Genomic DNA, 14,459 nt, shown 5'->3' with positions numbered 1-14,459 from the left:
ATTTCTACAGAGAATACATATAGTCGTCTTTGATAAATAAAAGTAGGATGGATTATGAATAAATATATTGCAGAATTAGTTGGTACATTTTGGCTTATCTTGGGCGGTTGTGGTAGTGCGGTTTTAGCTGCGGCTTTTCCTGAAGTAGGTATAGGTCTAGTAGGAGTTTCTCTAGCTTTTGGTTTAACAGTATTAACTATGGCCTTTGCAATTGGGCATATATCGGGTTGTCATTTAAATCCTGCAGTCTCAATAGGTTTGTGCGTAGGAGGACGGTTTTCATCAAAGGAACTATTGCCATATATTGTATCTCAAGTTATCGGCGGTGTTTTAGGTGCTGGTGCACTCTACTTAATAGCGAGTGGCAAGGTTGGTTTTGAACTATCAGCAGGCTTCGCTTCAAATGGTTTTGGAGAGCACTCTCCAGGGCAATATAGCCTTGTCGCTGTTGTAGTTTGTGAGATTGTTATGACGATGATGTTCTTGTTTATTATTATGGGTGCAACAGATGAGCGAGCTCCCAAGGGTTTTGCGCCGATAGCAATTGGCTTAGGTTTAACTTTGATTCATTTAATTAGTATTCCAGTAAGCAATACTTCGGTGAATCCAGCTAGAAGCACTGGTGTTGCAGTTTTTGTAGGAGATTGGGCTGTATCTCAACTATGGGTGTTTTGGGTAGCACCAATAATCGGAGCAGTCTTAGGAGCTCTTATATATGGCTTTATCCAGAAAGATAATAAGTAATTAAATTACTTTGTTTTAATAGAGAGTAGCTGAAAATAGCTACTCTTTTTTTGTCTTAAATTTAAAAAGAATGAGATTGCGTACGATATAATTGAAAGTCGTTTGTATCCCTGTTAACACAGTTGTAATTTATGGGGTGGTGAATTTATAAATTGTGTGGTTTAAGAGGATTAGATGAATAGACACATTCCGAGGCTTTTAATGAGTTTAACTCTCATGTGGATGCATTGTTCCTGTCATGACTCAGCCCCCCTTGCCGAGCACCCAAAATCATCCCAAGAAGAGTTGATTTTATATAATTGGGAGGATTACACTCCACAGAATATCTTAGAGCAATTTGAGAAAGAGACAGGGATTAAAGTAATTCTAAAAGAGTTTCAGACGGTTGATGAACAGGTGGCGACTCTGCAATCACAGCCCGGTTTTTGTGATTTAACCATTGCAGATGTGAATGAAGCTGTTACAATATTAGAACCTCTACGAATTATCGAAAAAATCGATGATGCTGCGGTAAAAATACACTCACGTGCACACCCATTATTCAAAGGTTCAGAGGCTTACGGAGTTCCCTACAGTATAGGTCTATTAGGTTTTGCAGTTGACAAAAGGTATGTGGACTTGGCTTTTAAAGATTGCAGGTTTCTCATTACAGATAAAAGGTTTAAAGGTAAAATCTCATTATTAGATGAGCCGACAGATATCTTTTATATGCTGATGAATGGTGCGGGATTTAGCATGAATTCTTTAAGTAAAAAAGATCATGATCGAGCTTATGATTTTGCAGTAGAAGTGAAAAAAATGCGACCTGTGTTTCAAGATCTATATTCTGGCTTGGATGATTTAGTTGAGGAGAAAGTTTGGATTGCCATGGCGTATAGTGGAGATGCATTATTATATCAAGAAGAAAATGACAATATTGAATTTATATATTCTTTAGATAGGCCCTGTGTATGGCGGGATATGATGTGCGTAAATTTAAATGCGCCAAATAAAGCTAATGCCTATAGATTTTTAGAATTCATCAACACCCCACAAGTGGCAGCTGAAATAGCCTTGCAATTTAAATCTGCTCCTGGATTGAAAGGAGCAGAGAAGTATTTGGATAGTGAGTCTTTGAGAAACCCATTGATTAATATGCCTGAGAGTTTGTTAGCGATCTGTGAAAAACAGGAGAAAATTAGAGATAACAACAAGGTAATAAATGAACTTTACCTTTACCTCTTTAATCAATTGCAAGAGTCAGGTAAATAATGAATGGCAAGGCCTTAAGTTTAAAACACCGAGTGTTAATATATTTTGTATTAATTAGTGTTATAGCCATTTCATCTTTAAGCGTTGGCGGAGGATAGAGTCCCGTTGTTTCTGTAAATTGGTGTTGACCAATTTTAGTTAAACAGACAGATAAACTCTTTTTGTAGCTATCCAGGTTTCATCTAATTCCATAAGAATAGCGGACGCTAATCTAAGCAGTGAAGCTTCATTTGGGAAAATAGACACGGTTCTAGTTCGCCTTAGAATTTCTCGATTCTGTCTTTCAATCATATTGGTGGTTCTCAGTTTTGTCCAACAAGAACGATCTAAATCAAATACAGAAAAGCCTTCAGGAAGTGCGGATTCCATCCATTCAGATAATTGAGAAGCACTGTTTTCATACTTTAAGCAAGTAAGCTTTAAAAGTCTTTCGGCGTCCTGTTTTGAAGGGGTATTAAAGATATCTCGAATGTCTTGTGCAACTTCTGAACGCATCGCTTTCTTAGGCACATAAGCCCCCGCATTCTGCTGTAAATGAAATTGACACCTCTGCCATGGGATTGACCCAAAGACAGTTGTTAAAGCGGCTTTCAGTCCCGAATGACTGTCGCTCGTGATCATCTTAAGACCATGAAGTCCTCGAGCATTCAATGATAGGAAAAAGTTTCTCCAATGAACCTCAGCTTCACTTAAAGAGACACTTGTACCTAAAACTGAGCGTTTTCCTGATTCATCTATCCCATAAGCAATTAACAAAGCACAATCTCGAACAGTCTTATCTACTCTAACTTTTTCGTATCTCGCATCCACCAAAAGGTAATGATATTTCCCTAAAGGACGGTTACGCCACTTTTCTAAGCTTTCATCTAGCTCAGATACAACTCGTGACACCTGTGATTTACTCACGGAAAGACCACACATTTTCTCTAGAAGTTTCGTGACTTTTCTTGTCGAAGTTCCCTGAATATAACTCTCGGCCATAGCTGTCATCAAAGCTCGCTCACTTCGTAAGCCTTTTTCTAAAGAACTTGGATAAAAATCGATTTCACCTCTGACTTGAGGAATGTTGAGCTTCATTGCTCCAAGTCGAGTGTTTACGGTTTTGTTTTTATAGCCATTAGCATAACCTAAGCGATTTTCATTGCGTTCATATGGAGCAGCATCAAGAGAATTACTTCTCTCTACTTTCATCGCTTCATTTAGTAATACTCTCATAGCTTCAAGCATTCCGCTTTCGCCGTTTTCTGTGACTTGGTGGATCATTTCTAATAAGACACTACTGTTCTCGTGTGTAGAGTGGTGCATAATAATTCCTTGTGGGTTGTTTTGGTGCAACACCACTCTGCATCTTCTTTACCCCGAGTTACAAACAACTTCCTCAATTTCGCTCCGACGAGAAAGTTCCCATTCTCGCGAAGTCTCGGAAGCTATTCATAACTCTTAAAGTAGAGCTATAGCAGAATTTACAGAAAATTTGGGACACTACCTGGCGGAGTCCATTTTTTAGAAAAAACTTTGTTGACGAAAGACTTGATGACTTCAAATATTTTAGCTAAAGAAGTCCATTATAATGTTCAGAGAGTTTTTCTTCATGCAGAACGCGATATGAACCTTATTGTTGAAGACCCAGTTATTAGAGAAAAATCTTACTCCATAGAAGAAAAAAGAGCTAAGCTTAAGCAGTTAGAGGACTTGATTGGAGACTTTGAGAATATTTCTCTGGTGAGTATAGAAGGTAGGGTTTTAGTGACGACTAACTTCAACTACACGGGTGGAGTTAAACATTCAGAGTATTTTAAAAAAACACTTAGTGAAAAGACAACGCAAGTTTCACCCGCGTACTTTACATTAGACCCGCAACACATAGTTTTTTCTTTCACCTCACCAGTATATGGTGAAGAAGGAGCAATGAATTACGTCCTTTGCGCTCAGTTGAACGTTAATCAAGTTACAGAAGTGATTGAGCATTTAGATTTTGGTGAGAGTGGGGAGGCTCAGTTAATAGATGGCTATGGTCGCTTTATCGCGGGGGTTAGTGAAAAAGAGCTCCTGCAGCCAGTAGATAATTCTATAAAGGAGATGTTAGGCTTAGGTGAGAAAGGTTTTGAGTATGATAAAGAGGGCTTACGCTATGGTAGTGCTTATCAAGGTCCGCAGTTTACGGTTTTAGTCTCGCAAAGTTATGATGCGGTCATTTCTGTGATTGAGGCGAGTTTGAATAAACTCATTATTTATAGTGTTTTAGTTTTATTCGTCGTTGTTTTTGTGGGGATTTATTTTTCTTACACAATTTCAAGACCTTTAGACTCTCTGATTAAAAATATTAAATCGTATGCCAAGGGTGATCGCTACCAAACATCAAACTCACATACCGTTCCAGAAGAGATTAGTGTATTAGGTGAATCGTTTAATGATATGTTAAGTCAGATTGAGAAATACCAAGATGAAATGCAGCAGTTGGTTATCGATAGAACTGAAGAATTAGCTCATGAAAAAGATAAAGCAGAGGCAGCAAATAGAACGAAAACTTTATTTCTAAAAAATATGAGTCACGAAATTAGAACTCCGATGAATGCGATTTTGGGTTTTTCGCAATTATTGAAACAAAAAGAAGTAGATGCCAATAAATTAGATTTATTAAAAAATATCATGAGTTCAGGAAACACTCTTCTTAAGATGCTTAATGATTTGTTAGACCTTTCAAAACAAGAGTCAGGGAAGTTTGAAGAAGAGCTTTCTGTTGTGAATTTAAAGACGTTTTTTCGGGATATTGAATTATCCTTTTTGGGGAGGAGTTCCAAAAAATGTATCTACATGAAGTTTGAATATGGAGACAGCCTTCCCGACTTAGTATTACTTGATGGCATGAAATTGAATCAGATTTTGAGCCATTTGATTGATAATGCAATTAAATTTACTGAAGAAGGTGGCATTAGCGTTTCTATATCTTCATATGCCTCAAGAGCTGAAAGTACATGTGTCGATTTAGTGATTGTTGTTCAAGATACTGGTACAGGTATAGAAAAAAGTCATCAAAATCAGATTTTTAATGTTTTTGAAAAATATGAATCAGACAATTATAACGACAGCAGTGGTGTGGGCATAGGCTTGGCTTTGTGTAAACAGTTATTAGGCTTTTTGGGTGGAAGCCTTAGTTTTGAAAGTGAGGTCGGAAAAGGCAGTGTGTTTGAAGTCAGGATTCCAAATATTGAACTTGTAGTTAAAGAAGTAGATAATATTGAATCTTCGGAAATAACTGAAGGTGATACTTTTAAAGTTTTGGTGGCAGATAATAAAGCTTTTAATCGAGATGTTGTCAAAAAAGCTTGTTCATCTTATCAATGTGAAATAGAGGAAGCACAAAGTGGTATAGAGATATTGCGTAAGTCTAGGAATTTTTTGCCTGATATTATTTTCCTAGATTTAGAAATATCCAAACTAGATGGTTTTGAAGTGGTTAGAATCCTCAGAGAAGATGATCATATGAAAGATGTCCAGATTATTGCTTTGAGTACACGAGAACAGCAAAGAGCATTGGCTTTAGAAGTGTGTAATGGCTTTATGTTAAAGCCACTTAGCCAAATGGAAATAAAGCATATTTTAAACTCAATGTTAAATAAAATTTGAGTTAGTAGTTGCTAAATCGGTCTTGTGTTGTGAGTTTAATTTATTTAAGAAAGCAACAATAGAACATGTTCAAATTCCCATTTGATTATAACATGAATTTTATGTCTAAAGCGACTTATGTCTTGAAGACGAGTTGTTTCCATTGTAAATTTCACCATACAAATTGGGTGGTGTTAAAAAATGTCGACAGAAGAAGTTCTATTTGATTGCTTAGGTTGTAAACGACCTTTAGTAGCGTCGAGAAAGTACATCGATTGCAAGGTGCGTTGTGCAAGTTGCAATTTAGCTATGTTGGTGCCCATGCCTGGACAAGAGGCGCGTTACTTTGACCCAGAGGAAGCCAAACTAAATGCATTAGATACACACGAGATTCAATCACTTCGTCGTTTAAGTTCTAAGCCATCGAATGAAATTCCAACTTTGCTAAAGAATGATTCAGACAAGCAAACTTTGAACGAGGGCGAAGCAATTAATTTAGATGGGGAAAAGACAAGTATTTACGATACCCAAGAAATTAAATCTTTAAGCTCTATTGGACGAGAGTTAGTAGAGCCAGATGAAAATGAAGTGGAAAAGCCCGAACTTGAGTTAGACCTTTTAATAGGTAGTAAACGAATCCCACCACCAAGACCTAAGACCGAAGAAGACCTTCCAATCCAAGTCGAAGTTTTTCGGGATGAAGGTTTATTTGAAGACACTTATTTAAAACCCAAAAGAATAATCCCCTCCAAAACAATACGTGGAGAGCGTCGTCGTCCACAAACGCAAGTTAAGAAATCTAAGATCAATTATCTTATGAGTCTATTGTCTATACTGCTTATAGGAGTTTTAATATTCTTTTTGATAAAGAAGCCAAGCCTAAATGATGTCTATCAATTTCTAGGAATTGAAAATTCAGAAGGTGTTGAGCTTGAAGAACCTTAGTTAGTCAAAAAAGAGTTCGTGCTTTTCCAGTAGGGCACGGACTTCTTCAAGCTTTTTTGTTTGCATGATCTCGGACCGGAAGGCATTAGCTCCGGGGAAACCCTGTGCGTAGATCTTGAAAAAGCGACGCAAGGTGAGGAAGTTTTTCTGTGAACCCCAATATGATGTGTAGAGTGAAGCATGACGCCATAACAAGGCTATTTTCTCTTCGGGAGGAAGTACATTTTCGCCAAGTAAGTCGGTGTTGAAAATCCATGGATTGTGGAAAACACCTCGACCAATCATAGCGCCATCGAGTTGGTGTTCTTCACAGAGTTGATGAGCCTGCTCTATAGAGCGAACATCACCATTGCCCCAGAAGGGAATGTGAGGTTTGAGCTGATCTCGAACACGTGCGCCCTTAGCAATTTCTTCCCAGCTTGCTAAACCTTCAGATTGCTGTTTTTGAGTACGTCCATGCAAAGTGATAGCGGCTGGCTCAACTTCTAAAAGGTGAGAGATCCACTCTTCAGTTTTGTGTTTTGTAATTCCCGTGCGAGTCTTGACGCTGACGGGAAGTTTGGTTGCCGCTTTAGCTGCTAAAACGAGTTCTTTGGCAATTTCGGGAGTGCCAATTAATGCAGAGCAACCACCTTGTTTAACGATTTTTGCGACGGGGCAGCCCATGTTGATATCCACACCATCAAAAACTTCGGGGTCAACATATTTTGAAATAGCTTCTGAGAATTTATCAGGGTTTTTACCCCAAACTTGAGCAACAATTTTAACATTTTTTTCTTTGAGAAGTTTGCGCTCTTCATCAGAAATAAGGAAGCGGTGAATAACTTTGTCGTGCCCAATGGGATGACAGAGGCCATCGGTTGAAATGAACTCTGTAAAAACAACTTGTAGATTTTTTGATTGTGCCGTTTCCAAAAGGATCTGGCGAAAAACGGTGTCAGTCACATCCTCCATCGGGGCAAGAGCAATACCAGGGCTTTTGATGTCGTTCCAAAAATTGTTCATTAAATCTGTCCTTATAAAATATGGCGGCAATATGGCACATTTTTTCATTAAGACCAATCAAAATAAGACTTTAAAATCCTGTCACTAAGGCTTTAAGTTTTGACTTAGTTTGTGTACATTGCCTACCATGAATAAGAATGAATTAGTCGAACGAATTATAGAGCGCTTGCGCGCAGATTATGAAGAATCGCTTGAGGCGATTAATGAAACTGCGGAAACCGCAACTCATGAAGAAAATATAGCGAAAAGTAAGTACGAAACTAAATCTGTGGAAGCTGCGTATTTAGTCGAGGGACAATTGAAACGCAATGCCGAGTTGGAAAGTGAAATTGCGGCTTATCAAGCGATGCGCATCCGCACTTTTGATCAGAAATGTCGTATCTTACTATCGGCACTCATAGAACTAGAAGATGAACATAGTGATTCGATCAACTTATTTATGGGTCCACAAGCTGGTGGAATCGTAATAGATGGGATCCAAGTAATCACTCCACCATCACCCTTAGGACAAGCCTTATTGGGGAAATACTGTGGAGAACAAGTAAGTGTAGAGCTCGATGGAAAAACTCAGAGGTATCAGATTATTTCACTGAGTTAGTTAGTCTGTGAGGGTATTTTTGCATGAGGCGAATATTTTCGTCAATTTCCTCAGTACTTGTAGAGCCGATGGTCATAGAGTCGAGGTAATCGAGACCTTGTGCAAAACGCATGCATTCATCTTTTTTATCAAGTAACTTTCCTGCACCATAAATTTTCATGCCAATTACCCCAACACCTTTTTGCTTAAATTTTCTCTGAATTGGCATCACCTCTTCTGGAGGGCCGTCCATGATTTTTCCATAGGGATTGATTCGTGTTAAAGCAACATTCATCCAATCTAATTCAGTAGCTCTCTTGAGTGCAGGTAGAGTGTGGCAAGACATGCCAATGGCTTTAATCTTTCCCGCTTGTTGATATTCCTGTAAAACTTCGATATAACCAGCGAGTTCTTCGTCCCATTTTTCTGTCGTCATATTATGCATGAGCATAATGTCGATCACGTCAACTTTTAGTTCAGATCGAAAGCGTTCAAGTGCATTTTTGGCGAATTGTCTTTGCTCCGAAGGACTCATGTCTTGAGGTTTTTTGCCATCAAGACGGTATTGGACTTTACTAAGTATTGTGATTTCTTCACGGGGGATATGTCGTAGTGCTTCACGGAAATAAATATGTGAGCCATACTGATCTGCCAAGTCAAAAAGCCTAACACCTCGATCGTAAGCATGTTGCATGAGTTTGACAAAATGTTGAAAACCAGGTCGTGTTTGATTGGAGTGGCGTCCACCACCACGAGTGCCAGTCCCTTGAGCAAGACGACTGGTTTTAATCCCACTTTTACCGAGTTCAATGAGCTCGAGTTTTTTTAGCTCTTGGGGAGTAGCTTGTATGGGGTGAAGTAGAGAGCTGCCGAGTGCCAGTCCACTACCTTTACTTATTAATTGACGCCGATTGATCATTGTGTTGAACTCCTAAATCTTTTTCATTTATTACTTTATGAGGATATTTATATTTCGCCTAATAAACTTGGGTAAGAATGGATGAAGTTTTGGTGAGTTTTTGAATGGTCCACAAAAAAAGGCTTGTATCGCAGGATACAAGCCAATGCTTAAAACTCAGTCAGTTTACTGTGTTGGCATTAATGCGATTCCCAGGCCGTAAAAAGGTAAGGCAATTAAACCTTTCAAAAAGGGGCTTTTGGCTTCTTGCCAGTGAACAATAATAAAGATGAGGCTGACGAATGGTACAAATAGGTAACCCAGTCCCCAAAGAATTGACTCTTGAAATGCTTTCATTAATAAAATGAAACCAAAAATGATGGCAATTATTGCCCCAATTATCATACATGTTGCTGCTAGTGCTTCCATAAGGCACTCTCCTTTCTTTTATGTTTTAATATAGGAGTGTGCAAGTCAAATATTATTGACTACCTCCAATCACTCCAAGTTTATAATACCATAGAAGTGATTGAGTGTCAAATGAAGATTAGCCGAGCAAGAAGCGGATGTCATTTTCCGAAAGTTCAGAAGAGGATTTGAGTGAACCTTCAACGAGTTGATCAAAGAGCTTTTCTTTGGTCTTCTGTAATTGAATGATTTTCTCTTCAATAGTGTTTTGGGCAACCAATTTAATGATGTTTACATTGCGTGTTTGACCAATACGGTGAGCACGGTCACTCGCTTGGTTAACGACCATGGGATTCCACCAGTTGTCATAGTGAATAACCGTGTCGGCACCAGTTAAGTTCAGGCCTGTACCACCAGCTTTGAGGCTGAGAAGGAAGAATTGAATCTCTTCATCTTCATTGAATTGATCAACCAAGTCCTGGCGTTTTTTCGTCGAACCATCGAGGTAACAATATTTGATCCCTTGTTCGTCTAACCAATCACGCATGATACTGAGCATGGAAGTGAACTGACTGAACACTAGAGCTCGGTGACTCGAATCACGAATTTCTTCAACGAGTTCTTGGAAGAGCTTAAATTTAGATGATTCAATTTCTTGAGCTTTAAAATCTTCTGGCAGTAGAGCCGGGTGAGAACAGGTTTGGCGCAAACGTGTGATAAGCGATAAGATATCTAAACGACGCTTAGAAAATGCAGTTTCATCCTGAAGAATATCTTGTAGGAAGTTTTCGGCAATCGCTTTATAAAGTTCTTGTTCTTGATCGCTAAGTTTGAACTCAATAACCTGCTCCTGTTTCGGAGGTAATTGAGGCAAAACATCTTTTTTCAGACGACGAAGAATGAAGGGGCGCAATTTCTTTAATGCAATATACTGAGCCTTCGGGTTAACTTGGTCTTCTTTGAAAGCCGCTTCAAAGTTTTTCTTAGAACCTAACAAGCTTGGCGATAAAAATTCGAATACTGACCAAAGGTCAGCAGCAGAGTTTTCCAGTGGGGTACCAGTGAGTGCTAAACGGCTATCAGCCTGGAGGCTACGGCAGGATAAAGCACTCTGAGAACGATGGTTTTTGATTTGTTGAGCTTCATCCAAGACAACCGTATCGAATCTGACTTTTGAATAAAGGTCCATATCGCGTCTAAGTAAGGAGTAGGATGTAATAAGCATGTCGTATTCATAGCGCTCACCAATAACTTTTTTGCGCTCGGTACTATCGCCTGAAATGATACAGGTTTTTAAATCAGGTGTAAAACGTTTGGCTTCTTTTTGCCAGTTTTCCATCAAACTTGAAGGGCAGACGATGAGGCAAGGCTCGGTCTTATCTAATGAAGCCAACATGGAGAGGGTTTGGATGGTTTTACCGAGACCCATTTCATCTGCTAAGATGGCGCCGCAGTTGGCATTCTTCATGTTGATTAACCAATGAAGACCATCGACTTGATAATCACGTAGCATTTCTGTGAGGCTTTTATCAAGCTGACTGAGGTCGGCAGTTTGCCCATTAACCATGTCGTAGAGTCCGGACCAGCTAGATTTTTCATTTGGGTCAAAGAAGCGTTGAAGGAGTGTGCTGATGAGTAAGGCATGATGGCGTGGGAATTGAACTTTACCACGATTGGTCATGTTTAGCTCAGGAAGTGCTGCAACAGTTTCTTTGAGTTGATTTTCTATGCGAATTAAAGTACCATCTTCACTGAAAACAAATTCTTTGTCGAGTTGAACGGCTTTTTGTAAATCATTCCAAGTAATTAAATGCTCGTCCTGCGAACGGAATTTGAGGTCCACATCAATGAGTTGTTGGCCTTCGTTCTCAGTTTTTACAGTTAAGCTCGCTACTTGGTTGTTGAGTAGAGCTTTCTGGAATGAAGGTGAACAAGAGAAGTTCCATAGTAGAGGGAGGCGATTCTCTTTCCATGCCATAGCAAAGGCGACGATTTTATCAAAACCAGCAATCCACCAATAATTATTTTCTTCGACGAAACCCATTTTTTCGATGGCTTCGATAAATTCGCTTTCTAAGTTGCGATCACGGCAAATTGTTTTGCTGCCACAAGGAATGACGTAAGTCTCTTCATTATAACGGCATTGTACATCGCCATAATCAAAAAAGAGATCCATTTTAATTGAAATGTCCTGCCAGTCAAGAATGAGGCGCGGTTGTAAGCTTTGATCTTTAATAATTTCTTTATTATCTTCAAAGAGAGGGAGGATGAAATCGCCTTCAGGAAGTCGTGGGAGGTGAATTTTCCCATCATCAAACCACTTTTTCATGGTTTTATAAGGGAGCTTATCGTTCACTTTCCAAAGGTTGTGATTGAGCAATGCCCAAATACCATCATGCAGGTAGAAAAGTTCGAACTCGCTAACGTCGACTAAAGTGTCTAGTTGAAAGGCAGGGATGATGGCAAAACCGTCGTTTTCCGAAGTGCGACGCAAGCCCGCTTGCAGATCATCGGCAATCACTTGTACGATCTCACCTTCAAGTTTGATTTCGCGACCTTGGCGAAGTTTAAGGACGCGATTGAGTAAGCTCGCCTTCACAGTCCATAAACGGCCTTCTTTGGGAAGATCTGCGAGGAGATTCATGATCTCGCGGTCATCAATATCAAAGTGATCAATTGTAAGCTTTGCGGGGCCAGTGCCTGTTTCCGTTAAACTTTTAAAGTTTGAGGAAGAAAATTTACGTTTCTCGTAAGTGATATTGATCTCTAAAGTGAAAAGAGTGGGGTTGACACTAGTGACAAATACTTCGAGGCCAGCTTTTTTCTGATTGAGGTTGAGTAAAAGGCTTTCCAAAGATGGCGTACTAGAACGACTGATAGTGATAGGCGGTTGAGTCGGAGCCAAATCTTCTTCTTTTGTATTGAGAAAAAATTGCGCGCTATCGGGGAAGCGTTTTTCCCAAGCGAGTAAAGCGGCCGCAGCGTGCTCACAAGGAGCGCCAGAGACACCGCAGGAGCAACGGTTGTGAACTTGCTCAGGGCTTAGCGTAATGTCGACTTGCATCAATCGACCACGTTGAGCAGCGATCTTGGCATTGAAGCCATTGGGACGTTGGCTAAGAGCAATGACCATGCCGGCATCGGCAATCTGTTGAGCTAAGGAAATAGTTTCTGGGCGACAATGTTTTTTGAGAAATTCAATCACGTGTTTCGGCCTGTGGTTTAGCAGCTGGAGTTGATGTTGCTTGAGAAATTTTATTGAGTTCAGTCAAGTTAGTGCCATCAATATTTTTGGCGTCTAAAATGAGTAGAAGAGGAGTGACATTTGACCACTCATTAATATTTTGCAGAGCAGGGATTGCTAGGTTAATATTTTTTAAGATTAGACGGTCGAGAACACGATTTTCCTGGTACTTGTATTGGTAGGTGAATTCATTGTTTGGCCACAAATAGGTTTGCTCATTGAGTTCAAAAGCCCACTGTGCACGGAAATTAACGGGGAGGTTAATAAAGTTCTCTAATTCAATATCTAGCGAGTTTTTATCTTCAATAGGCTTTAAAATAAAGTTGTTTTGAATAAGGCGTGCACGCTCAATTCCCTTCAGTTCAGACCAGTTTTTAGCCATTGTGTTCAAAATGAGCAGTCGATCATTTTTCTCTAACTTGTCTTGCTCTAAAGTTGCGAAGAGCTTAATGCGCGATTCGGGTTCTGTAATGAGTTTTTGTACTTCTTCTTGGCTGAGTTGAGTCACGGGTGCTTCGCGATCTTTCTTGAGTTTCTCTAAGTAATCAGCGCCACGGGTCATTAAATAGGCGCCACCCCCAAGAAGGATGATTAATGCAATAATAGCTTGCTGAATTTTTTGTCGTATGCTTTTTCCAGAACGTTTGCTCTCAATTAGGCCACAAAGGAAAAGGCTGATTTCGAAAATGGCATAGGCGGGTATACCGATCATACATTGTGAAAAAACATCTGGAGGAGTGAGTAAAGCAGAAACAATGAGGATTGAAATAAATACGATACTTCGCGAAGATTTGAGTTTCTCTAGGCTGACAATATTAAGAGCGTAGAGGATTGTCGTAATAACCGGCAACTGAGCCATGAGGCCAGATGCCCCGCAAATTTGCAATGCAAAACCAGTGACACTTGCGAGTCGTGGTTTGTATTCAACGCCAGGGATATTTTGCGAATAAAAGAAGTCGAGTGTGGCAGGTAGGATTTGGAAGTAGGCAAACATGGAGCCTGCTAAAAACAGCAATGTTGAGCTAACGACAATGTTTTTCCCCCATTGCTTTTCCTTTTCATACAGGGCAGGGCAAATGAAGTTCCACGCCAAGTAAGTCAGGTAGGGGATGAGCATGAATGCTGCAATGATGAGACCGACTTTGAGTTGTTCCATAAAAGTCTCTGCCGGCATGATTGCCTGTAGAGTAGGGACTTTGGTCATTGAAGTGAGTTGGCCAATAAGCGGTTTAGACATAAAGGCGCCGAAAGGGAAAAGAACCAAGAGAGCAATTAAGCCTTTAAACATGGCCACACGTAGATCATTTAAATGATCCAATAAACCCATTTCTTGTAGGTTCTCATCGTTCTCGTCAGCGTTGTGATAATCGTCGTAGTTATTCATAGTCAAGAAAAAAACACCACCCCATGTTGATAGGGTGGCGATAAATTAAAGTTGGCAAAGGAGGGCTTATTTAGATTCGCTTTTAGCTTCTTCTTTTGCTTCCTCTTTCGCTGTAGGAGCTTCATCAGTTACGATCTCTTCTTCAGCAGGAGGTGCAATCTTTTTTGGTTCTTCTTTAGATTCTTCCTCATCAACAGCGTCGTTGAAGGCACTTTTGGCTTCGTTGAATTCGCGTTTTGCTTTACCAAGTGAACGGGCGAGTTGTGGAATTTTTTTAGGGCCAAAGATAAGGAGTACTGCTACGACAATCATAACGATTTCTGGTGTACCCAGGAAGGCAAGTGTTGTATTCATAATTAATTCCTGAAGTTTATGCTTGAAAGCTGTTTAAAATTAT

General features: G+C 39.7%; 12 protein-coding genes. 5 read left to right on the top strand and 7 right to left on the bottom strand.

Features of this window, described 5'->3' with window-relative positions:
- Positions 1 to 54 precede the first annotated feature (54 nt).
- Both aqpZ and PQO01_RS00430 read left to right on the top strand, forming a co-directional pair.
- Positions 55 to 744 carry an aquaporin Z gene (gene aqpZ, locus PQO01_RS00435; protein ID WP_274312073.1) on the top strand — a complete coding sequence of 230 codons (690 nt, stop codon included), beginning with the start codon at positions 55 to 57 and terminating at the stop codon, positions 742 to 744.
- A gap of 201 nt (positions 745 to 945) precedes the next feature.
- Entirely contained in the window at positions 946 to 1,995 is a 1,050-nt protein-coding gene (locus tag PQO01_RS00430; protein WP_274312072.1) for an ABC transporter substrate-binding protein, read from the top strand.
- 138 nt (positions 1,996 to 2,133) lie between these two features.
- Here the strand turns inward: PQO01_RS00430 and PQO01_RS00425 are convergent, their stop codons facing one another.
- Complete coding sequence (locus tag PQO01_RS00425; protein ID WP_274312071.1) at positions 2,134 to 3,300, bottom strand: IS256 family transposase; 1,167 nt, start codon at positions 3,298 to 3,300, stop codon at positions 2,134 to 2,136.
- A 228-nt stretch (positions 3,301 to 3,528) separates the two neighbouring features.
- On the opposite strand from PQO01_RS00425, the gene PQO01_RS00420 reads away from it, so the two are divergent.
- Complete coding sequence (locus PQO01_RS00420; RefSeq protein ID WP_274312070.1) at positions 3,529 to 5,622, top strand: hybrid sensor histidine kinase/response regulator; 2,094 nt, start codon at positions 3,529 to 3,531, stop codon at positions 5,620 to 5,622.
- A 180-nt stretch (positions 5,623 to 5,802) separates the two neighbouring features.
- Complete coding sequence (locus PQO01_RS00415) at positions 5,803 to 6,546, top strand: hypothetical protein (RefSeq protein WP_274312069.1); 744 nt, start codon at positions 5,803 to 5,805, stop codon at positions 6,544 to 6,546.
- Here PQO01_RS00415 and PQO01_RS00410 read toward each other — a convergent pair whose 3' ends face one another.
- On the bottom strand, positions 6,547 to 7,551 hold the full coding sequence (locus tag PQO01_RS00410; RefSeq protein ID WP_274312068.1) for a tRNA dihydrouridine synthase: 1,005 nt from the start codon (positions 7,549 to 7,551) through the stop codon (positions 6,547 to 6,549). It lies immediately after the preceding gene.
- Between the two features lie 127 nt (positions 7,552 to 7,678).
- On the opposite strand from PQO01_RS00410, the gene PQO01_RS00405 reads away from it, so the two are divergent.
- On the top strand, positions 7,679 to 8,149 hold the full coding sequence (locus PQO01_RS00405; RefSeq protein ID WP_274312067.1) for a GreA/GreB family elongation factor: 471 nt from the start codon (positions 7,679 to 7,681) through the stop codon (positions 8,147 to 8,149).
- On the opposite strand, the gene PQO01_RS00400 is transcribed toward PQO01_RS00405, so the two are convergent.
- The 5 genes from PQO01_RS00400 to PQO01_RS00380 form a co-directional block, all read right to left on the bottom strand.
- Complete coding sequence (locus PQO01_RS00400) at positions 8,133 to 9,047, bottom strand: aldo/keto reductase (RefSeq protein ID WP_274312066.1); 915 nt, start codon at positions 9,045 to 9,047, stop codon at positions 8,133 to 8,135. The two genes, PQO01_RS00405 and PQO01_RS00400, sit on opposite strands and share 17 nt — an antisense overlap.
- Before the next feature lie 165 nt (positions 9,048 to 9,212).
- Positions 9,213 to 9,455, bottom strand: a complete 243-nt coding sequence (locus tag PQO01_RS00395; RefSeq protein WP_274312065.1) for a hypothetical protein — start codon at positions 9,453 to 9,455, stop codon at positions 9,213 to 9,215.
- A gap of 118 nt (positions 9,456 to 9,573) precedes the next feature.
- Positions 9,574 to 12,639 (bottom strand): SNF2-related protein, encoded by a 3,066-nt coding sequence (locus tag PQO01_RS00390; protein ID WP_274312064.1) that lies wholly within the window; start codon positions 12,637 to 12,639, stop codon positions 9,574 to 9,576.
- A complete protein-coding gene (gene tatC / locus PQO01_RS00385) occupies positions 12,632 to 14,062 on the bottom strand; it encodes a twin-arginine translocase subunit TatC (protein WP_274312063.1) in 1,431 nt (476 codons plus the stop codon). Before tatC ends, PQO01_RS00390 begins: the two co-directional genes overlap by 8 nt.
- 66 nt (positions 14,063 to 14,128) lie before the next feature.
- On the bottom strand, positions 14,129 to 14,416 hold the full coding sequence (locus tag PQO01_RS00380) for a twin-arginine translocase TatA/TatE family subunit (RefSeq protein WP_274312062.1): 288 nt from the start codon (positions 14,414 to 14,416) through the stop codon (positions 14,129 to 14,131).
- Positions 14,417 to 14,459 lie beyond the last annotated feature (43 nt).

The sequence above is a fragment of the Lentisphaera marina genome, assembly GCF_028745505.1.
In the GTDB taxonomy this organism is placed as follows: domain Bacteria; phylum Verrucomicrobiota; class Lentisphaeria; order Lentisphaerales; family Lentisphaeraceae; genus Lentisphaera; species Lentisphaera marina.
This window is presented reverse-complemented; position numbering and strand designations above follow the sequence as displayed.

Bases quoted from the DNA above. Each gene is read 5' to 3' on its own strand.
- aqpZ (WP_274312073.1), top strand. From the start codon at position 55: ATGAATAAATATATTGCAGAATTAGTTGGTACATTTTGGCTTATCTTG.
- PQO01_RS00430 (WP_274312072.1), top strand. From the start codon at position 946: ATGAGTTTAACTCTCATGTGGATGCATTGTTCCTGTCATGACTCAGCC.
- PQO01_RS00425 (WP_274312071.1), bottom strand. From the start codon at position 3,300: ATGCACCACTCTACACACGAGAACAGTAGTGTCTTATTAGAAATGATC.
- PQO01_RS00420 (WP_274312070.1), top strand. From the start codon at position 3,529: ATGACTTCAAATATTTTAGCTAAAGAAGTCCATTATAATGTTCAGAGA.
- PQO01_RS00415 (WP_274312069.1), top strand. From the start codon at position 5,803: ATGTCGACAGAAGAAGTTCTATTTGATTGCTTAGGTTGTAAACGACCT.
- PQO01_RS00410 (WP_274312068.1), bottom strand. From the start codon at position 7,551: ATGAACAATTTTTGGAACGACATCAAAAGCCCTGGTATTGCTCTTGCC.
- PQO01_RS00405 (WP_274312067.1), top strand. From the start codon at position 7,679: ATGAATAAGAATGAATTAGTCGAACGAATTATAGAGCGCTTGCGCGCA.
- PQO01_RS00400 (WP_274312066.1), bottom strand. From the start codon at position 9,047: ATGATCAATCGGCGTCAATTAATAAGTAAAGGTAGTGGACTGGCACTC.
- PQO01_RS00395 (WP_274312065.1), bottom strand. From the start codon at position 9,455: ATGGAAGCACTAGCAGCAACATGTATGATAATTGGGGCAATAATTGCC.
- tatC (WP_274312063.1), bottom strand. From the start codon at position 14,062: ATGAATAACTACGACGATTATCACAACGCTGACGAGAACGATGAGAAC.
- PQO01_RS00380 (WP_274312062.1), bottom strand. From the start codon at position 14,416: ATGAATACAACACTTGCCTTCCTGGGTACACCAGAAATCGTTATGATT.